Source organism: Acidocella facilis ATCC 35904 (assembly GCF_000687875.1).
Classification (GTDB): Bacteria; Pseudomonadota; Alphaproteobacteria; order Acetobacterales; family Acetobacteraceae; genus Acidocella; species Acidocella facilis.
The window spans coordinates 81,727-101,058 of sequence record NZ_JHYG01000008.1 but is presented as its reverse complement, the minus strand read 5'-3'; the positions used below and the strand labels follow the sequence as shown (position 1 = coordinate 101,058).

Sequence of the window (19,332 nt, the reverse complement as noted above, 5' to 3'; positions counted from 1 at the left end):
CTGAAACAGAGGGGCTGGACAAGACGTAAAATTTTAAACATTCCTGACGCGCAAGATGCCGAAATGAGTATGGGAGACTCCCGACCTGGACGTGGTTTTAACAATTCGGCCGTCATGTTAGTCTTTTGGTCGGCATGATCGATTTGCATGAATTCTGGCAAGCTCGCGTTTCCGGCGTGGAGCTGGAGCAGCGCCAGCTCGCGGCTTTGGCGCGCTATGCGGTGAGGGATGCGCCGGCGCCGGCGCCGTTCGAGCGCTTCGCCCGGCTCGCGGCGGAAGGGCTTGGCGTGCAGGCCGGGATGCTGCGCTTCCAGGATGGTCAGCGCGTCTGGAGCGGCGGCGGCCCGGAGGCGCCAGGTTGGACGGCTGAGGAGCTGGCCCTGTGCCAGGACGCCATCCGCCAGGAAGACGGCTTTGTGATCCAGGATGCCGGCCCGTCTCTGCCCTTCCGCTTTTATGCCGGCATTCCGGTCATCACGCCGCAGGGGCATCGCATCGGCATGCTGTGCGTGCGCGATGCCACGCCGGGGCGCCCGTTCGCCGCGGCGGAGCGTGGCTTCCTGCGCGACCTCGCGGGCGCGGTGATCACCGAGCTGGAGGTGCGCCGGCTGCAGCGCGAGCAGATTGCCGCCTCGGCGGACACGGCCTTCTGGAACTGCCTGGCCTCGGGCATCGCCGGGGCGCCGGATTTCGACGCGGCCCTGGACCAGGCGCTGGCTTATTGCGCCGAGCGGATGGGGGCGGCGATCTGCATGCTGATGGCGCTGCATCCGGCGGCGGCGCAGATCGAATATGTGAAATCCTATTTTCAGCCGGAAAGTGGCCTGGCGGCGTCGGAGATGTCCGGCTGGTTCGGGCGCATGCCATTCAGCCTGTTCAGCTTTGGCAGCCAGCTGGCGCAGGGCCAGGTGGCGGATACCGGGCCGCTGAGCCTGGCGGATGATCTGCACCATTATCCCCGGCTGGAGGAGCTGGTGGCCGCTGGCCTGCGGCGGCAGATCATGCATCCGTTCGACCTCGCGGCGTGGCGCTTTGGCCTGGTGCTGGGCTTCGAGCGGCCGGATGTGCCGGCCGGGATGCATGGGCTGATCCTGGAATTCATCACCCGGCTGACGCCCTTGCTGCTGGGGCGCCAGCGCGAGGATGCGCTGGCGCGCGCCAACCGGGCGCTGCGCACCATTCACGCCTCCACCGAGACCTTCGAGCAGGCCAAGCGTCCGCGTGCCTTGTTCGCCGCCGCCTGCCGGCTGGGGGTGGAGGTTGGCGGGTATCAGGGCGCCTGGATCGGGCTGGCGCGGCAGGATCAGGCACGACGCATCCAGGTCGCCGCGCATCATGGCGCGGGCGAGGCTTATACCGCCCGGCTCAATCTTTCCTGGGCGGACGTGCCTGCCGGGCAAGGCCCAGCCGGGCGTGCCCTGCGTGACGCCCGGATGGCCGTGGTGCACGATGTCGCCCGTGAACCGAGCTTCGCGCCCTGGCGCGAGCAGGCGCTGGCGAACGGGTTTCGCGCCGTCATCGCGCTGCCCTTCGGGCCGCCGGAGGCGCCCCCCGATGGCGTGTTCGTGCTCTATTCCGCGACGCCGATGGCCTTCGGCGACGAGGAGCAGATTCTGCTCAGCGAGCTGACCGCCAATCTCGGCAAGGCGCTGGAGGCGATCAAGACCCGGCAGGAGCGCGATGTCGCCCTCATCGCCCGCTCGGAGAGCGAGACCCGGCTGGAGCGGCTGCTGCAAGCCAGCGGCGTGGTGCTCTACGAGCTGGCGGTGACCGGCGAGGAGGTGACGCCGCTGGGGGTGAGCCCGAATATCCAGGACATGCTGGGCTTTGCGCCGGCCGATGTCTGCAGCCAGGATTGGTGGCGCAGCCGGATTCATCCGGAGGATCGCGCCCAGCTGGTGGATGCCATGCGGTGTGTGCTGGAAAAAGGCCAGTGCACCCTTCGCTACCAGATCCGCCATCGCGATGGCAGCTATCGCTGGATCCGCGATGAGATGACGCTGCGCCGGATGGAAGGGGCGGCGCATTTTCGCATCGTCGGCGCCTGGATCGACATCACCGAGCGGCGCACCGCGGAAGAGAAGATCTATCAGCTCGCCCATCTCGACCCGCTGACCGAGCTGCCGAACCGCCGGCTGCTGAATGAGCGGCTGGGCGAGGCGCTGGCCGAGATGCGGCGCAATGGCAGCCAGGGCGCGCTGCTGTTCATCGATCTCGACCGGTTCAAGGTGATTAACGACATGCTCGGCCATGCCGCCGGGGATGAGGTGATCCGCGAGGTGGCGGTGCGGCTGAAGCTGGTGCTGCGCGCCCGCGACACGGTGGCGCGCGTCGGCGGCGATGAATTCGTGGTGCTGCTGACCGAGGCCGGCGCCACCGGCGAGGCGGCGGCCCAGCATGCCGGAATCGTCGCGCGCAAGATCAAGGATGCGCTGGCCAGCCAGCCTTTCATGCTGGGCGAGCGGGAATATCATCTGGGGGCGAGCATCGGCTTCACCATCTTCCCCAAGCCCGACGACACGCTGGATGCGCTGATCCGCGAGGCGGACACGGCGATGTATCAGGCCAAGACCAGCGATACCGAGGTGGTGATGTTCCAGCCTGCGATGTATCAGTCGCTGATGGCGCGGCACGCGGTGGAGGATGATATCCGCGGCGCGCTGAAGGCCGGGCGTTTCGAGATCTGGCTGCAGGACCAGGTGGACGAGGACGGGCTGGCGGTGAGCACCGAGGCGCTGATCCGCCTGCGCGGGCAGGATGGGCGGATCATCTCGCCGGCGCAGTTCATCAGCGTCGCCGAAAGCTCCGGCCTGATCGTGCCGCTGGGGCGCTGGGTGCTGCGTGAATCCTGCAGCCTGCTGGCACGGGTGAAGGCGTATCGTCCGCTGACCCGGCTTTCGGTGAATGTCAGCCCCCGGCAATTCCGCGACCCGGCTTTTGTCAGCCATGTGCTGGATGCGATCGAGAGTTCCGGCATCGCGCCCGACCGGCTGACGCTGGAGATCACCGAAAATCTGCTGGTGAAGGATGTGCTGGAGATCGGCGCGATCATGCGCAGCCTGGCAGCGCATGGGGTGCGGTTTTCAGTGGATGATTTCGGCACCGGCTATTCCAGCCTGCATTATCTGCAGCAATTGCCGATCCATGAGATCAAGATCGATAAGGGGTTTGTCGGCCGGGTGCCCGAGGATGCGTCCTCTGTCGCCATTGTCGAGGTGATTTTGGCGATGGGCGGCAGGCTGGGGCTGGATGTGGTGGCGGAAGGGGTGGAGACGCCCGAGCAGGTGAGCTTCCTGCGCCGCCATGGCTGCGCGCGCATGCAGGGCTATCTGTTCACCCGACCGATCCCAGCGAGGGAGTGGCTGGAACGGATCTATGGCGCCCCGGTAGGCTAAGGGTTTTTTTAAAAATCCTTTAAAAAATCTTGGAGAAATTGAAAAATTTTTGGGTGTCGCTGCTTTGAAAAAGGCGGGGTACCAATGTGGAAGCTTTTGTACAAAGCACCCCCATCCCAAAAATTTTAGAATTTTTAAGAGGGGGATTGTTTTTCAAACAACCTTTAGAGCCATATGGGTTTAAACCCACTCGCTCTATTTATGTTTGGGCAAGCAATTTCACGTGTTTATCTTGACGCTGGCGCGTCAACCTAAACACAGATTGCTTTAAGAGACCAAGGCGGCAAAGTCGCCGGATGCCGCCTGTTCAGCGCGGCCTCTCGCCGGCGTCAGGCCGCCGACGGGTCGTGCCCTCGCCGCCGCATCGCTGATCCGGAACTGGCCTATGAGCTTGGCCAGCGTCTCGGCTTCCTGCGTTAGGCTATGGCTGGCTGCGCTTGTCTCTTCCACCATCGCGGCGTTTTTCTGGGTCACCTGATCCAGATCGTTGATGGCGCTGTTGACCTGGCCGAGCCCGGAGGACTGTTCTTGCGCCGAGGCGGCGATGTTGACGATCAAGCCGTTCAGCCTCGAGACCTGTTTGGCGATACTCTCCAACGCGTTGCCGGTCTCGTTCACCAGCCGCACCCCGGTTTCCACTTGCTGGCCGGAGGTGGAAATCAATGCCTTGATTTCCTTCGCCGCATCAGCGGAGCGCTGGGCCAGGGCGCGCACCTCGGTGGCGACCACGGCGAAGCCCCGCCCGGCATCGCCGGCGCGCGCCGCCTCGACCCCCGCATTCAGGGCCAGCAGATTGGTCTGGAACGCAATCTCGTCGATGACGCCGATGATATTGCTGATCTGTTTGGAGGAGGTTTCGATTCCCGCCATGGCGCTTACGGTCTCGGTCACCACCGTCCGGGAGCGCGCCGCGTCGGCCTGAGCCTTCTCCACAATGTCGCGCGCCGCCTTGGCACTTCCCGCGGCCTCGCTGACGGTCGTGGTGATCTGATCCAGCGCCGCGGCGGTCTCTTCGAGGCTGGCGGCCTGTTGCTCGGTGCGCCGGGCGAGGTCATCCGAGGCGGCGGAGATTTCGGACGAGCCGTTGCGGACCGCCTGCGTGTTCGTGGAAATCGCGCGCATCGTCGCGTCCAGCTTGTCCAGCGACGCATTGAAATCGAGGCGAACCGGTTCGAACTCGCGGATGAACAGATCATTGATCCGGTAGGTGAGATTATTGGCGGACAATTCCTTTAGGCCGGCCGCGATGCCTTGGACGGCACGTTCGCGCCCGGTGATATCGGTGGCGAATTTGATCACCTTGACCACCTTGCCGTTGAGATCGAAGATCGGGTTGTAAGAAGCCTGGAGCCAAACCTCCTTGCCGCCCTTGCCGATGCGCTTGAATTCCGCGGCGATATATTCGCCCGCCGCCAGTTTTTTCCAGAACGCCCGATAATCCGCGGATTGCGCATAATCAGGCTCGACCAGCATGCTGTGCTTGCGGCCTTTAATCTCCTGCAGCTGGTAGCCGATGGCCTTCAGGAAATGATCGTTGGCGGTGATGATCTGCCCATCGACGGTGAACTCGATCATCGCCTGGGCCCGGGAAATCGCCTCAAATATATTTTTTGTTTCGGCGTTTTTCAGTTTCTCGGCGGTGATGTCGGTCGCCTGCTTGACGATTTTGACGACGGCGCCGCGCCGGTTTTTAACCGGATTATAAGAGGCTTGCAGCCATACTTCGCGGCCATGCTTGCCGATGCGCTTATATTCGCTGGCTTCATAGGTGCCGCGCCGGAGCTTCGCCCAGAATTCATTGTAGTCCTGGCTCTGCGCATAGGCGGGATCGATAAATATGCTGTGATGCCGCCCTTTGATCTCGGCCAATTCGTAACCGATGGCTTTGCAGAAATTTTCGTTGGCGTTGAGGATTTTCCCGCTGGTATCGAACTCGATGATCCCCAGAGAGGCGGACAAAGCGGCCAGCGTGGCTGCTGCTCCCGCGCCGCCGAGAAAATTAAAAAGAGACATTATGCGTACCCCATCCCCAATCATCAACGAGCCAGAGCTTTGATGATTAAGCTTTCGGAATGATTAATTTTTCTCCGTCATTTAAGCGGGGGGCGCAGCCGATCGAAACTATGCCGCGCTCATTCAGTGCTCCGGCGTATCTTCTGGAATCTGTCCCAGCGCCGCGATCGCCCGTAAGGCACCGCCGGCTGTCTCTTCCGCCGCGTCCAGCACCGCCCGGTAATGCGCCAGCAGCTTTTCGCCGGTTGCGGTGAGGCGCGCGCCGCCGCCGGTTTTGCCGCCTTGCATGGTCTCGATCACCGGGGCTTCGAGCAGGCGGTTCATCTCCTCCAGCAGATCCCAGGCGCGTTTATAGGAGATGCGCTGGGCGCGGGCGGCGGCGCTGATCGAGCCTTGCGTCGCCACCGCCTGCAGCAGGGCGATCTTGCCCGGGCCGAGCCGCAGCCCGTTGGGGAGATAGATCCGCAGGCTCAGCCGATAAGGTGCCGCCGCCATTCTGTCCGCCTTGTTGCCATCCAGGGGCAGAATAGGGCAGGGGCGGTCAGGCTGGCAACGCGTTCAGCCATTCAGCTCCGGCAGCGCCATGCCCTCATAGGCGAGATAGGCGCGCTGCTTGGCGATATGGTCGGTGATGAATTTCGCATCGTGCCAGACGCCCCAGATGAAGGAGGAGCCGCGGCGGGACTGCCAGGGCAGGCCGAGGAAATACAGCCCCGGCTCCGCCGCCACGCCGCGCGCATGGTTGGGGGTGCCGTTGGCGTTGAAGCTATCCAGTTGCAGCCACCTATAATCCGCCTTGAAGCCGGTGGCCCAGATGATGCTGGTGATGCTGGCCTCGGCCAGATCAAGTTCGCGGATCGGATGGGTGACGCAATCCGGATCGGGCGGGATGATTTTGGCGTCTTCTTCCTGCGGCAGATCGAGATGGTTGCGGGCGATATAGGCGTCGGCCTCGTCGAGCAGGGCCAGATAATTGGCGTCGCCCTTGTCGAGAGTCTGTTTGAGATTGTCGGCGAAGCGCAGCTTGCCGTCCGCATGGGCTTCGGTCAGGCCGAGCAGGGTGATGCCGCGCTGGGCCAGGCGGCGGAAATCGACGGTCTCGCCGCCCCGCGCGCCGCTGACCGCGATGGTCACATGCGCGGTGCTGGACGGGGCTTCGGCGTCCCATTTATTCAGTACCCCCAGCCACCAGCAGAAATCCCGGCCGCGATAGCGCCGGGGCGGGCGGTCATGCGCGCCGACGGAGAGATAGACCTGGCGCCCGGCGCGCTGCAGCTCATCGGCGATCTGCGTGCCCGAGGAGCCGCAGCCGACCACCAGCACCGCGCCCGGCGCCAGCTGGGCGGGGTTGCGATAGGCGCTGGAATGGAGCTGGGTGAGGCCAGGCTGCTCAGGGATCAGCGCCGGATGGACCGGGGTCTGGAACGCCCCGGTGGCGACGATGACCGCGCGCGCGGCGATGCGCCCCTGGCTGGTCTGCGCGATGAAGCCGGGGCCTTCAGGGTTGCGGCGCACCGCCAGCACCTCGACGCCGCAGCGCAGATTGGCGTCGATCTGTTTGGCATAGGCCTCGAAATAATCGGCGACTTCCTCTTTCGGCACAAAGGCGTCCGGGCCGCGATGGGGGAATGCCATGTTCGGAAACCGGTCATGCCAGGCGGGGCCGTTGGCCACCAGCGAATCCCAGCGCGCACTGCGCCAGCGCTCGGCGATGCGCGCGCGCTCCAGCACCAGATAGGGGATGCCAGCCGCGCCCAGATGCTCCGCCGCCGCGATGCCGGCCTGGCCGGCGCCGATCACCAGCACCTCGATCGTTTCGTCAGCCATCACCTCAACTCGCCTTCTGCTGCAAAGCCCGGATGCTACACAGGGCCAGGGGAGAGGGGCAGAACGATTTTCCTATCCATGGCTTCGGTGGAAATAAACCAGAGTCTATCCTGGTTTGAAAATGGTGAAGCATTGGGCGGGCTGGCGAAAAATTGGGCCGGGTTTGCCGGCCGCAAAGCTGGACGGGGGCGGCCATGCTTTGTAGGGCAGGGGGGATTTTGACCCTGCCAGACTGGAATGCCTCGATGATCCCTGCTCAATTGCCGCGCCTTGTCACCCATAGCGGCAAGTTCCATTGCGACGAGGTGTTCGGCTATGCCGTGCTGCGCCTGGCTTTGGGGCTGTCGCGCCCCGGCGAGGACCATGTTCTGCTGCGCACCCGCAAGCCCGAGCTGATCGAGAGCGGGGACATCGTGTTCGATGTCGGCAGCGTGTACGACCCGCAGGCGCAGCGCTTCGACCATCACCAGATCGGCGCGCCGCAGCGCGAGGATGGCACGCCCTATTCCGCCGCCGGGCTGCTCTGGCAGGTTTACGGCGCGCGCGCGGTGGCGGCTTTGCTGCCGGACGCGGCGCAGGGCTTCGCCGCTGCGATTGCGGAAGAGCTGAATGAGGGGCTGGTGAAGCGGATCGACGAGATCGATAATGGCGTCTCGATGAGCGGGCCGGTGCTGCGTGACAGTCTGGGGCTGGCGGCGCTGATCGGCGATTACAACCCGAGCTGGGACAGTGACGAGGCGAATGGCGCCACCGCCGGGGATGCGGCGTTTCTGCGCGCGGCGGATTTCGCCGCCGGGGTGCTGGCGCTGAAGGTGGAGGGCAAGCGCAGCCGCATGGAGGCCGATGCCCGCGTGCTGGCCGCCTATCAGGCCGGGCCGGAGCCGCGTTTGCTGGTGCTGGAGACCGGCATGCCCTGGAAGAGTGCCGCCTTCGCGCATGAGCTGCCGATTCTGTTCTGCATCTCGCCGGCTTCCAACGGCAATTGGATGATCGACACGATGCCGCCGGAGCCCGGGTCCTTCGCGCAGCGCCTGCCCTTCCCCGAGGCATGGGCCGGGCTGCAGGGCGAGGCGCTGGCGGCGGTTTGCGGGGTGGAGGATGCGGTGTTTGTGCATGTGCGCCGCTTCGTCGGCGCGGCGAAGAGCCGTGAGGGCGCGCTGGCGATGGCGATGAAGATGCTGGCGCAAGCCCCGGTGGAGAGCCCCGCCGAGGCTTGAAGCCGGCGCGGGCGGCCCCAAGCTGAGGCGGATCACGCAAGCCAAGGAGGAGCCGCGATGCGCAGCATGAAACAGGCCGGCGGGCTGGAATTGCCGGCGATGGGGCTGGGCACCTGGCGCATGGGCGAGAGCCCGGCGCGCCGGAGCGAGGAGTTGGCGGCGCTGAAGGCGGCCATCGCCCAGGGCATCACGCTGTTCGACACCGCCGAGATTTATGGCGATGGCGCCGCCGAGACGCTGCTGGGCGAGGCGGTGCGGGGCGAGCGTGAGCGGCTGCTGCTGGTCAGCAAGGTCGCCCCGTCCCATGCCAGCAAGGCGGGCACCATCCGCGCCTGCGAGGCCAGCCTGAAGCGGTTGGGGACGGAGTATCTCGATCTCTATCTGCTGCACTGGATCGGCAGCGTGCCGGTGGAGGAGACGATCGAGGCGTTCGCTGCGCTGCGCGCGCAGGGCAAGATTCGCGCCTGGGGTGTTTCGAATTTCGACCTTGAGGATATGCGGGGCCTGCCCGCGGGCTGTGCGGCGAATCAGGTGCTGTATAATCCGCAATCGCGGGGGATCGAGTTCGATCTGCTGCCCTGGTGCCAGGGGCGGGGCATTCCGGTGATGGCCTACACGCCGCTGGGGCAGCACAACAAGGTGCTGGAGAGTGCGGCGGTGAAGGCGGTGGCGGCGGCGCATGGGGCAACGCCCGGGCAGGTGGCGCTGGCCTGGGGGCTGCGCCAGGAGGGGGTGGTGAGCATTCCCAAAACCGGCCATGCGGCACGGATCGAGGAAAATCTGGGCGCGCTGAGGCTGCAGCTGACCGCAGAGGATCTGGCCGCCATTGACAAGGCCTTCGCGCCGCCGAAGCGGTCCGTGCCGTTGGACATGCTATAGCTTTTTTGGGCGCGCAATTTTATTTGTTTATCTTCACGCTGCTGCGTCAACCTAAACATATATTGTTTTGGGATTTAAGACTTTCAGGCTTGTCCGGGGGCAATATTGATGTTGATCCCGCACGCGATCAGGGTGTCAAGGTCCCTGTTCAATGACAAATGATCTGATTGTCTTTGTCACCATAAGCACAGCTCTTCATCGTCTTCGGGACTTTGACGACGATTGTCTGTCTGGTGTTTTGGTACTCACACTGAATGTAAAAGGGTTTTTCCTCGGGCGAGTCCATCGTTGTGTCCCAGGCGCCGTTCACGGGAACCAAGCTCGCCATTTCCTCGGGCGGACCACTAAACATATCGACCTCGGAAATCTTGTGGCCGCTCATTGTTTCCGGACAGGACAGTACGGTTTTAGCGATGGCGGGCGACCCTAAGGAGCATAATATTGCTGCGGAGAGGCATAGGTTACTGAACGACATAATAATCATCTCCGATATTCACCGGCTTGGCGTTTTTGCCCTCAAACTGCTTCCATCGGATTGTTCGTGGCTGCGCGACGTGGGGGCGTCTTTTGCCATTATGTACATCCACCCATTGGTCTATGACCTGAATGCCGTCGGCATTCTGCCCTAGATAGATTGCGGCATGGGACGTTCCGTCCGTATGATTTCCATAGCGGCCTTTTGCATCAAAGGTGGCGATGATTGTACCCGGAGCCACGATCGCTCCTTTGACCAAAATTCCGCGGCTCCATGCCTTGTCATGCGGCGTATTTGCGGCTTTTTCTACAAGCGCAACACATTGTCCGTCACCAACAGATTGCCCAAGAAAGGCGTTTGGGTTCTGAGCTATGTAGGGCATAAAGAAGTCATTCCATAACCTTCTCTGCAACGCTAAAGCGGCAACCCGCAGTTAGCAACATCATTTCATAGGGCATTTCGATAGCTTTCGGTTCCGCGTTTCCGTGGTCAAACTGCCTCCATCTTCCCTCACCCCGCCGGCTGCGCGCGCAGCGCCGCCCGGCGAAATGCCTCAGCCATGCCGGTAGGTGATGCTGGCCGGGGCGGGCAGGGATTGCAGGCTGCGCTGGCGTTTGGCGATGTAGAGCTCGGCATCGGCGGCGGCGAGCAGGGTTTCGATCGGCGCGGCCTCTCCTGTGATCACCCCGAAGGTGACGCCGGTGACATAGCCGCGCGCCTGGCAGGCGCTGGTGAAGGCCTCGCGGATGCGGGCGGCGATGCGGCGGGCCGCGTCCTCATCGTCGCGGATCAGCATCGCGAACTCGTCACCGCCGACCCGGCCGATCAGATCGCCCTTGCGCAGATGCGCGCGGCAGACCTCGCCCAGCACGCGCAGCACCTCGTCGCCGCCGGCATGGCCATGGGTGTCGTTGACGGTTTTGAAATAATCGACATCGAACACCAGCACCGCGCAGGGCCGGTCCTGCAGCACGCGCTGGGCCAGCTCGAAAAACCGCCGCCGGTTCAACAGCCCGGTGAGATGGTCGGTATGGGCCTGGGTGCGCAGCATGTCCTGACGTGTGGCCAGCACCGCGAACAGGATCAGGAAGGCGTCGGAGAACTCATACAGGATCGCCTCGGTCGGGGTGATGTAGAGCCAGAGCTGGGTGGTATCCGGGCTCGGGAACAGCAGGGCGCAGATGCTGCGCGCGGCATAGAAGGCGGCATGCAGCAGGGCCAGCCCGGCCAGCAGCCAGCGCACCTCCACCCGGGCCGGAATGCGCAGGCTTTCATGCGCGATCGCCACCATGCAGAGGAAGCCGGCCGGGCTGAACACGGCGAAGCGCAGCAGCTCATTATGAGCGAAGATCCGCCAGTCGCTGACCACGCACCAGCAGGCGGCGACCAGCACTGGCCAGAGCACGAGCGGGCGCCCGGGGCGCAGCTGGCGCAGCCCCATCCACATCAGCCAATAGCCGGTCAGCACCAGGGCCGGCCCCAGCCCATAGGCCGCCCAGGGCCAGTATTTCACCCCGACCACCACGCCGGCGATGCCGATGGCGCCGGCCAGATAGGCGCCGCCCCAGTAGCGCAGCGTCGCCGAGCGCATGATGGTGCTGACTCCCAGCAGCAGCAGGGCGCCGACCCAGGTCATGATGTCCAGGATGAGGAACAGGTTGGCGGGCGGCATTGTCAGCTTGGGGGTTGTCCAGAGAATGAGACATATTACGGCAGGTTAATTTAAGCAATCCCAATGACATGACCGTTTTGCGCTCTGTGCGCTTTTGATGGAGAACAATTTTTATTCTGGGCTCTAGAATGGCGCCGGCAGGCGCAGCCGCAGGATCAGGCCGGGTTCATGGTCCAGCAGCGCCGCCTCGCCCTCATGCAGCCGCGCCACCGCCCGCACCAGGCTGAGTCCCAGCCCGGTGCCCGGCGTCTGCGGGGCTAGCCGCACGAAGGGGCCGAAGGCGGCCTCGCGCAAGGCGGCCGGGATGCCGGGGCCGCGATCGCTGATGGTGATTTCGATCCAGCCGCCTTGCGGCTGGGCGCGGAAGCGGATGGCGGTGCCGGGCGGGCAATGGCGCAGCGCGTTTTCGATGCCGTTGACCAGCATCTGGGCGAGCAGCTTGGCATCGCCGCGCAGCGCCAGGCCAGGGGCGATCTCGGCGCGGAAATCCTGGCCGAGATCCTCGGCCACATTCTCATAGGTTTCGGCCAGGCCCAGGCAGAGGGCGGTGAGATCGACCAGCGTGAAGCGCCCGCGCACCGCGCCGGCTTCCACCTCGGCAATCTGCAGCATGGCGGCGAAGAGTTTCAGTATCTCCTCGGTCCGTGCCGTGGCCTCGGCCAGGGCGGCGGCGTCCGGCGGCGCGGTTTTCAGGAAGTTGCGCAGCCGGGCCAGCGGCGAGCGTAGATCATGCGCGATGGCGTTGGTGACGTGGCGGGCATTCAGCACCAGCCCTTCCACCGTGGCGAGCATGGTGTTCACCTCCGCGGTCAGCACGTCCAGCTCGTCGTCATGGCCGTAGAGCTTGACCCGGCGGGAGAGGTCGCCGGCGATGATCTCGCGGCTGGTGCGGCTGATCGCCTGCACGCGTTGCAGGCTGAACAAGGCGATGACCAGGCTGATCAGCAGCCCGAGCCCGAGCGCGATGCCGAAGACGCTGGCGAAGATATAGGCGATGCGCCGGTTGAGGGCGGCGAGGGCGGAGGCGTCGGCGCCGATGAAGAGGCTTCCGCCTTGTGCCAGCGCCGTCTCCAGGCCGATGATTTCCTGCATGCCGTCCGGCAGCTGGTCCCCGGCCCAGCGGTTGAGCACCCGCCAGCCGGGCGCCGCCGCGCGCAGGGGCAGATTGCCGGCCAGCTCGCGGCCATCCGGCGCGAACAGGGCGTAGAATAACGTGCCCGGCGCCTGGGCCGCCCGGGTTACGGGGCCTTGCAGCGCGTCCGCGCTGCCATCGTTTTCCGTCAGCGCGTCCGCGCTGCCATCGTTTTCCGTCAGCGCGTCCGCGCTGCCATCGTTTTCCGTCAGCGCGTCCGCGCTGCCATTTTGTTCCGTCCGCGCGTCCGCGCTGGCGGCCTGGGCCAGCAGCGCGGCGCGGGCCTGGGTGAGGGCCGGCGCCAGATTGTGGCGGGCGGCGCTGGCGGTGGCGTTATAGATCAGCGCGAAGGCCAGCATGGCCGCCAAAGTGGAGAGCAGCGTGCCGAGCACGGCGAGGCGGAAGCTCGCCATGCGCACCAGCCGGGCGCGTTTAATCCTGCGACTCATCCGCGAGCCGGTAGCCGAGGCCGCGTACGGTCTGGATCATCTCGGTGGGAAAGCCCTGGTCGATCTTGGCGCGCACGCGGCTGATATGGGATTCCACCACCAGGGTCTGGGGTTCGAAATGGAAGTCCCACACCGCTTCCAGCAGCATCGCGCGGGTGACCACCTTGCCGGCATTCAGCATCAGATATTCCAGCAGCCGGAATTCGCGGGGTTTCAGCAGGATGGTCTTGCCGTCCCGGCTGGCCTTCTGGGTGAGCCGGTTGAGTTCGAGCGTGCCGACCCGCAGCAGCGACTGCTTGGCCTGGGCCGCGCGGCGGCGCAGCAGCACCTCCAGCCGGGCGGTGAGTTCGGCGATGGCGAAGGGTTTGACCAGATAATCATCGCCGCCGGCGCGCAGCCCCTCGACGCGCTCATCCACCCGGCTCAGCGCGGTGAGGAACAAAGCCGGGGTGGCGATGCCCATGGCGCGCAGCCCGGTGATGATGGCGATGCCGTCCAGATGCGGCAGCATGCGGTCGAGCACCAGCGCGTCGAAGCCGCCAGTGGCGGCGCGCTCCAGCCCCTGCCTGCCATCGGCCGCACTCTCCACCGCATAGCCCTCGGTACGCAGGGCGGTTTCCAGATCGGCGCGCATCTCCTCGTCATCCTCGACGATCAGCAGCCGGGCGGGGCGCGGGCTCAATGGTTGATCTCCTCCAGCGGCAAGCCCGCGCTGTCCGGCCCGAAGACGGTGATCATCACCATGCCGACCAGCATGGCGACGCCGATGAACAGAGCCACCGCCGGCACCCCGCCAGCATAGAGGAAATACCCCACCGCCAGCCCGGCGAAGGCGGCGGCCATCCGGCTCCAGCCATAGGTGAAGCCGATGGCGCGGCCGCGTATGCGCGTGGGGTAAAGCTCCGCCTGATAGCCATGATAGGCATAGGACATCAGATTGGCCGCCAGGGTGAACAGCACCCCGATCAGGATCAGCAGGAACGGCGCCCGGGCGATGGAAAAGGCGGCCATGAACAGCGCCATCAGCCCGAGCCCGAGCACGATCTGGGTGCGCCGCTCCAGCCGGTCCGCCAGCATTAGCCCCAAAGCCGGGCCGAACGGGTTGGCCAGCGCGATGATGAAGGAATATTCGAAACTATCGACGATGGTGATGCCGCGCGCGATCAGCAATGCCGGCACCCAGGCGGCGAAGCCGTAGAAGCCGACCACCTGGGCGATGTTGAACAGGCTCAGCATCAGCGTGCGCTCGATATAGCGCGGGGTGAACATCTCCCAGAGCGTGCCGCGACCCTCGGCCTCGGGCTGGGGAATGGCGGGGGCGGGCAGCGGGGCGGCGCGCTGGGCGGCGGTTTCCAGCTCCTGCATCACCGCCTCGGCCTGCGCCGTGCGGCCTTTCAGCGCCAGCCAGCGCGGGCTCTCCGGCAGCAGCCGCCAGAGCGGCCAGGCGACCAGCGCCCCCGCCGCGCCCACCAGCATCACCAGCCGCCAGCCCGGCAGAGCGGGCAGGATCTGCGTTGGCGTCAGCCAGGCGAGCAGCGCGGCGAAGGGGACGATGGTGAAGGTGATGGTCTGGTTGAGCGCGAAGGCGCGGCCGCGGGCGAAGCCGGGGATCAGCTCGGCGATATAGGTATCCATCGCCACCAGCTCGGCCCCGAAGCCGATGCCGGCGATGAAGCGCCAGAGATTGAGCGCCGCACCGCTCTGCTGACAGGCCATGATCGCGGTGCAGGCGCTGTACCAGAGCAGCGACCAGAAAAACACGCGCTTGCGGCCGCAATAATCGACCAGCGGCGCGCCCAGCACCGCCCCGGCCCAGAGCCCGGCGAAGGTGCAGAAGACGAAGGTGCCAGCGCCCGAGACCGCGATGTCGCGCAGCGCCGCGAAGGGGCCGAGGCTGGCCGGGGTGAACAGCCCGGCATCGACCATGCGCGGCGCGATATAGGCGGTGAGGAAGACGCTGTAGAACTCGAACACGCCGCCCAGCGAGATATAGAGCACCGGATGCCAGATCGCCTCGCAGAGCGGCAGCCGGTCCAGCCGGGCGGCGATGCGCGCGGCCTCCTGCGCGCTCATGCGGGCGGGGACCGGTCTGGCGTGCGGGACTGGGTCTGCATCGGCAAGACGGAAGCGCTCCTCGGCATTTTCAAACGTCTATAGCTGGGGTGGCGGGGCCTGTCAGCTTGCCGGCAGATGCCGGGCATATTCGCCGGCCACCCAGTCAATGAACACCCGCACCCGCAGCGAGAGCTGGCGGTTGCGCGGATAGAGCACGTAGAGCGGGAGCGGCGTGGGCGGGGTATTCGCCAGAACCTCCACCAGCCGGCCGTCGCGCAGCTCCGCCTCCACCCCGTAATGCGGCACCTGGATCAGCCCCAGCCCTTGCAAAGCGGCTTCCTTGTAGCTCTCCGCGCCGTTGACCGAGAGCACGCAGGGAAGGGAGACGGTTTTCACCGCCTTGCCGACGCGAAATTCCAGCGGCAGCACCCCGCCGGTGGCCGAGGAGCGGAAGCCGACCATTTTATGCCCGGCGAGCTGGTCCCAGCTTGGCGGCGTGCCGTGGCGGGCGAGATAGGCCGGGGAGGCGAAGGTGCCTTCCGGCATCAGCGCCAGGCGGCGGGCGATCAGATCGCTCTCGGTCGGCTGGCCGGCGCGCAGGGCGCAATCCACCCCTTCGCGGATTAAGTCCACAAAACGGTCGCCCTCGCTGACATAGAGTTCCAGATCCGGGTAGCGGTCCAGGAAGGCGGGCAGGGCAGGCAGGATGATCCGGCGCACCTGGGTGCCCTGCGCCTCGACATGCAGAAAGCCGCGCGGCTTGGCGCTGCTGAAGGCGCTTTCGGCGTCCTCGATATCGGCGAGGATGGAAAGGCAGCGCCGATAATAGGCCTCGCCATCCGGGGTGGCGCGGACCTGGCGGGTGGTGCGCTGGAGCAGCCGGGTGCCCAGGCGGGCTTCCAGCTGCTTCAGCGCGTCGGTGACGGTGGAGGCGGGCAGGGAGAGATCCTCGGCGGCGCGCACGAAGCTGCCGCGCTCCATGATCCGCACGAAGATACGCATATGGTCGAATCTGTCCATTCTTCGCGATCCCCGGATGATGTTGCCGGATTTTGCCCGATTATTTGCGGGGCGGAAAGGCGCATCTCAGTCTTGCTGAAAACCACAGGAGTGTTTGAGATGAGCACACGGAAAATCGCCTTGATCACAGGGGCCAGCCGCGGGCTGGGGCGCAGCATGGCGCTGGCGCTGGCAGAGCGTGGGGAAGATGTGATCGGCACCTATCACAGCAACAAGGCGCAGGCCGATGAGGTGAAGGACGCGATCGAGGCCAAGGGCGGCAAGGCGGTGTTTTTGCCGCTCGATGCCGGGGATGTGAAAAGTTTCGCGGGGTTTGCGGTGGCGGTGCGGCAGGCGCTGCGGGAGGTGTGGGGGCGGGAGCGCTTCGACCATCTGGTGAATAATGCCGGCTTTGGCCATCATGCGCCGTTCGCGCAAACCAGTGAGGAGGCCTTTGATAAACTCTTCAATGTGCATCTGAAGGGGGTGTTCTTTTTGACGCAGACGCTGCTGCCGTTGCTGGAAGATGGTGGCCGTATCGTCAATATTTCCTCCGGGCTGGCGCGGTTCAGCTTCCCGGGCGCTTCCGCCTACGCGGCGATGAAGGGCGGGGTGGAGGTGCTGACGCGCTATCTGGCGGTGGAGCTGGGGGCGCGGGGCATTACCGCGAACACGGTGGCGCCGGGGGCGATTGCCACGGATTTCAATGGCGGTGTGGTGCGGGATAATCCGGAGATGAACCAGCGCGTGGCGTCTTATGCCGCTTTGGGGCGGGTGGGTGAGCCGGAGGATATCGGCCCGGCGGTGGCGGCGCTGCTGGGGGAGGAGACTCGCTGGGTGAATGGGCAGCGGATTGAGATTTCCGGCGGGATGGTGCTGTAAAAAATTTGCAAAAGTTTTTGGGGTGTGGCCCTTTTTTCAAAAAGGGCCACTAAACGTCTGGGGTGTTGGCAACGCCGTCGTCACCACCCCAGACGTTTTCGCCGCTTTTTTGAAAAAAAGCGGCACCAAAAAACTTTTAAAATCTCCGCGCCATCGCCGTGAGATGCGCCGGCGGTTCGATCCCCGCGGTCAGCCGCTCATCGTCGATCGGCGTGCCGATCTGGGTCGTCACCGGAATCACCCCCGCCCAGATCGGCAGCGCATAATCCTCCTCATCATCCTTCGGCCCGCCAGTGCGGATTTTCGCACTGCCTTCCTCGATCTTCAGCGCCAGGATCGAGGTTGCCTTGAGCTCCTGCGCGCTGTTCGGGCGCAGCGTCGCGGCCCGGCCGGGCCATAGCCCATCGATAAACGCGCTGAGTTTGGCTTGCTTTTCCTCATCGGGTACCAGATGCGCGGTGCCGAATAGCATCACCGAGCGCGAATTCACCGAGTGATGAAAGCCCGAGCGCGCCATCACATAGCCATCCAGAATCGCCACGGTCAGGCACACCTCATGCCCGGTGGCGGCGCGCAGGGCGCGGCTGGCGGAGGAGGCGTGCCAATAGACGTGATCGCCCTCGCGCCATTGCAGGGTGGGGGTCACGTAGGGCTTGCCGTCGATCACATAGCCGACGCTGCACATTGGTTGCGCGTCCAGGATCGCGTTCACCACAGCGCGGTCGAAAGAGCCGCGCTGATGCGAACGGCGCAGGCGGGTACGGTCGGTTTGCAGAAGGTCTTCGGTCATGATGCTCTCTGATGGGACTTGATGAGGGGCAGAGTGGCGCGATATTGGTCTGTTTGAAATGACCAATTCAACCATTCAAGGCCAGGCCAATTTTGATGCCGCCTTGCTCGGCCTGACCCTGGCGCGCGGCGGGGAGGCGTTGCATGTGCAGCTGGCCGAGGCGCTGCGGCGGCTGATTCTGGCCGGGGCGCCGCCGGGGGCGCGGCTGCCGCCCAGCCGCAAGCTGGCGCAGGAGCTGTCCATCTCCCGTGCCACCGTGCTCACCGCCTTGGACCAGCTCACCGCCGAGGGCTATCTGCAAGGCCGCCAGGGGGCCGGGCTGTTCGTGGCGCGGGATTTGCCGCATCTGGCCCCGCCGCTGGCGCAGGCGGGGGATGGCCCGGCCGCGTTCGGCGCGCGCCCGGTGCTGCCCTTTCATCCCGGCCAGCCGGATATGCGCCAGTTTCCGCACGCCGCCTGGGCGCGGCATCTGGAGGCCGCCTGGCGCCAGCCGGAAGCGGGCCTGCTGGGCGTGCCGGACCGGTTCGGCTGGCCGCCTTTGCGCGAGGCCATCGCCGCGCATCTCGGCGCCTGGCGCGGCATTTTCTGTTCGGCCGGGCAGATCATCGTCACCTCCGGCGCCACCGAGGCGCTGGGGCTGGCCGGGCGGCTGCTGGCGCCGGGTAGCATCGTGCATGTGGAGGAACCCGGCCACGCCCCGGTGCGCGCCCGGCTGGCGGCGGCGGGGCTGCGTTGCGTGGCCGTGCCGGTGGATGCGCAAGGGCTGAACCCGGCTTTGCTGCGTCCGGATGCGGCCGGTGTGGTGGTGACGCCCTCGCGGCAATATCCGCTGGGGATGACGCTGCCCGCGGCACGGCGGCTGGCGCTGCTGGACTGGGCGCAGCGCGCCGGGGCGCTGGTGATCGAGGATGATTATGACAGCGAATTCCGCTTCACCGGCCAGCCGCTGCCGGCGCTGGCCAGCCTCGATCGCGGCGCGCGCACGCTCTATATCGGCAGTTTTTCCAAACTGCTCTCGCCGGGCATCCGGCTCGGCTACATGCTGGTGCCCGCGCCGTTTCTGGCGCGGCTGCATGAGGTCATCGGCCGGGCCGGCACCCAGGCCTCGCTGGTGCCGCAGCCAGCCTTGGCGCGCTTCATGCAAAGCGGCGAATTCGCCACCCATCTGCGCCGCATGCGCCGGCTCTACGCCCAGCGCCAGAGCGCGTTGCGCGAGGCGCTGGCGCCTTTGGTGCCGGATTGGCTGGTGCCGGCGATCGAGCCTTCGGGCATGCATTTCATCGTCCGCTTCGGGCCGCGTCTGGCTGGGCTGTCGGACCGGGCGGTGGAGGCGGCGGCGCGCGAGGCCGGGCTGGCGGTGGTCTCGCTCTCGCAATATTTCCACGAGGCGCCCCCGGAGCAGGGGCTGCTGCTGGGCTTTGCCGGGTTTGAGCCGGAGGATTTGCGCGCGGCGGCGTTACGGCTGGGGGCGTGCCTTGCCGGGCTGGGGTGAGGCAGGTTCCGGTGGGAAAGGCTTTGCGTTAGATCAGAAGAAATCTTTAGCGGAG

At 65.5% G+C, this 19,332-nt stretch carries 16 protein-coding genes; 5 read left to right on the top strand and 11 right to left on the bottom strand.

All coding sequences use genetic code 11. The features are described from left to right. The first annotated feature begins 134 nt into the window (after nt 1-134). Nucleotides 135-3,395 carry an EAL domain-containing protein gene (locus T331_RS0112060; protein ID WP_051622354.1) on the top strand — a complete coding sequence of 1,087 codons (3,261 nt, stop codon included), beginning with the start codon at nt 135-137 and terminating at the stop codon, nt 3,393-3,395. Between the two features lie 267 nt (nt 3,396-3,662). On the opposite strand, the gene T331_RS18250 is transcribed toward T331_RS0112060, so the two are convergent. From T331_RS18250 to T331_RS0112045, 3 genes are all read right to left on the bottom strand, one after another. After that, nucleotides 3,663-5,408 carry a methyl-accepting chemotaxis protein gene (locus tag T331_RS18250; RefSeq protein WP_081822237.1) on the bottom strand — a complete coding sequence of 582 codons (1,746 nt, stop codon included), beginning with the start codon at nt 5,406-5,408 and terminating at the stop codon, nt 3,663-3,665. 123 nt (nt 5,409-5,531) lie between these two features. Further along, nucleotides 5,532-5,903 carry a winged helix-turn-helix domain-containing protein gene (locus T331_RS18245; RefSeq protein WP_035180045.1) on the bottom strand — a complete coding sequence of 124 codons (372 nt, stop codon included), beginning with the start codon at nt 5,901-5,903 and terminating at the stop codon, nt 5,532-5,534. Between the two features lie 63 nt (nt 5,904-5,966). Beyond that, nucleotides 5,967-7,235, bottom strand: coding sequence for a flavin-containing monooxygenase (locus T331_RS0112045; RefSeq protein ID WP_026440191.1), 1,269 nt, complete (start codon nt 7,233-7,235; stop codon nt 5,967-5,969). Nucleotides 7,236-7,453: 218 nt separating this feature from the next. Between T331_RS0112045 and T331_RS0112040 the strand changes: the two genes are divergently transcribed. Beyond that, nucleotides 7,454-8,452 (top strand): MYG1 family protein, encoded by a 999-nt coding sequence (locus T331_RS0112040; protein ID WP_234732033.1) that lies wholly within the window; start codon nt 7,454-7,456, stop codon nt 8,450-8,452. Between the two features lie 57 nt (nt 8,453-8,509). Beyond that, entirely contained in the window at nt 8,510-9,331 is an 822-nt protein-coding gene (locus T331_RS0112035; RefSeq protein ID WP_026440189.1) for an aldo/keto reductase, read from the top strand. A 148-nt stretch (nt 9,332-9,479) separates the two neighbouring features. Here T331_RS0112035 and T331_RS20625 read toward each other — a convergent pair whose 3' ends face one another. The 7 genes from T331_RS20625 to T331_RS0112000 all read right to left on the bottom strand — a co-directional run bounded on the left by T331_RS20625 (nt 9,480) and on the right by T331_RS0112000 (nt 16,134). Further along, nucleotides 9,480-9,806, bottom strand: a complete 327-nt coding sequence (locus T331_RS20625; RefSeq protein WP_407637430.1) for an STY0301 family protein — start codon at nt 9,804-9,806, stop codon at nt 9,480-9,482. After that, nucleotides 9,793-10,188: a BPSL0067 family protein gene (locus T331_RS19520; RefSeq protein WP_081822236.1), complete on the bottom strand. Its 396-nt coding sequence runs from the start codon at nt 10,186-10,188 to the stop codon at nt 9,793-9,795. Before T331_RS19520 ends, T331_RS20625 begins: the two co-directional genes overlap by 14 nt. 171 nt (nt 10,189-10,359) lie before the next feature. Beyond that, nucleotides 10,360-11,478 carry a GGDEF domain-containing protein gene (locus tag T331_RS18240; protein WP_051622347.1) on the bottom strand — a complete coding sequence of 373 codons (1,119 nt, stop codon included), beginning with the start codon at nt 11,476-11,478 and terminating at the stop codon, nt 10,360-10,362. A 123-nt stretch (nt 11,479-11,601) separates the two neighbouring features. Next, on the bottom strand, nt 11,602-13,059 hold the full coding sequence (locus tag T331_RS18235) for a sensor histidine kinase (RefSeq protein ID WP_081822235.1): 1,458 nt from the start codon (nt 13,057-13,059) through the stop codon (nt 11,602-11,604). After that, on the bottom strand, nt 13,043-13,741 hold the full coding sequence (locus tag T331_RS0112010) for a response regulator transcription factor (RefSeq protein ID WP_026440186.1): 699 nt from the start codon (nt 13,739-13,741) through the stop codon (nt 13,043-13,045). Before T331_RS0112010 ends, T331_RS18235 begins: the two co-directional genes overlap by 17 nt. Beyond that, on the bottom strand, nt 13,738-15,132 hold the full coding sequence (locus tag T331_RS0112005; protein WP_026440185.1) for an MFS transporter: 1,395 nt from the start codon (nt 15,130-15,132) through the stop codon (nt 13,738-13,740). Before T331_RS0112005 ends, T331_RS0112010 begins: the two co-directional genes overlap by 4 nt. Nucleotides 15,133-15,234: 102 nt before the next feature. Next, on the bottom strand, nt 15,235-16,134 hold the full coding sequence (locus T331_RS0112000; protein ID WP_026440184.1) for a LysR family transcriptional regulator: 900 nt from the start codon (nt 16,132-16,134) through the stop codon (nt 15,235-15,237). A 99-nt stretch (nt 16,135-16,233) separates the two neighbouring features. On the opposite strand from T331_RS0112000, the gene T331_RS0111995 reads away from it, so the two are divergent. After that, nucleotides 16,234-16,995, top strand: coding sequence for an SDR family NAD(P)-dependent oxidoreductase (locus T331_RS0111995; protein ID WP_026440183.1), 762 nt, complete (start codon nt 16,234-16,236; stop codon nt 16,993-16,995). A gap of 136 nt (nt 16,996-17,131) precedes the next feature. Here T331_RS0111995 and T331_RS0111990 read toward each other — a convergent pair whose 3' ends face one another. Continuing rightward, nucleotides 17,132-17,785, bottom strand: coding sequence for a pyridoxamine 5'-phosphate oxidase family protein (locus tag T331_RS0111990; protein ID WP_026440182.1), 654 nt, complete (start codon nt 17,783-17,785; stop codon nt 17,132-17,134). Nucleotides 17,786-17,843: 58 nt separating this feature from the next. Here T331_RS0111990 and pdxR point away from each other — a divergent pair, with 58 nt between their 5' ends. Further along, entirely contained in the window at nt 17,844-19,277 is a 1,434-nt protein-coding gene (gene pdxR / locus T331_RS0111985; protein ID WP_026440181.1) for a MocR-like pyridoxine biosynthesis transcription factor PdxR, read from the top strand. Nucleotides 19,278-19,332 lie beyond the last annotated feature (55 nt).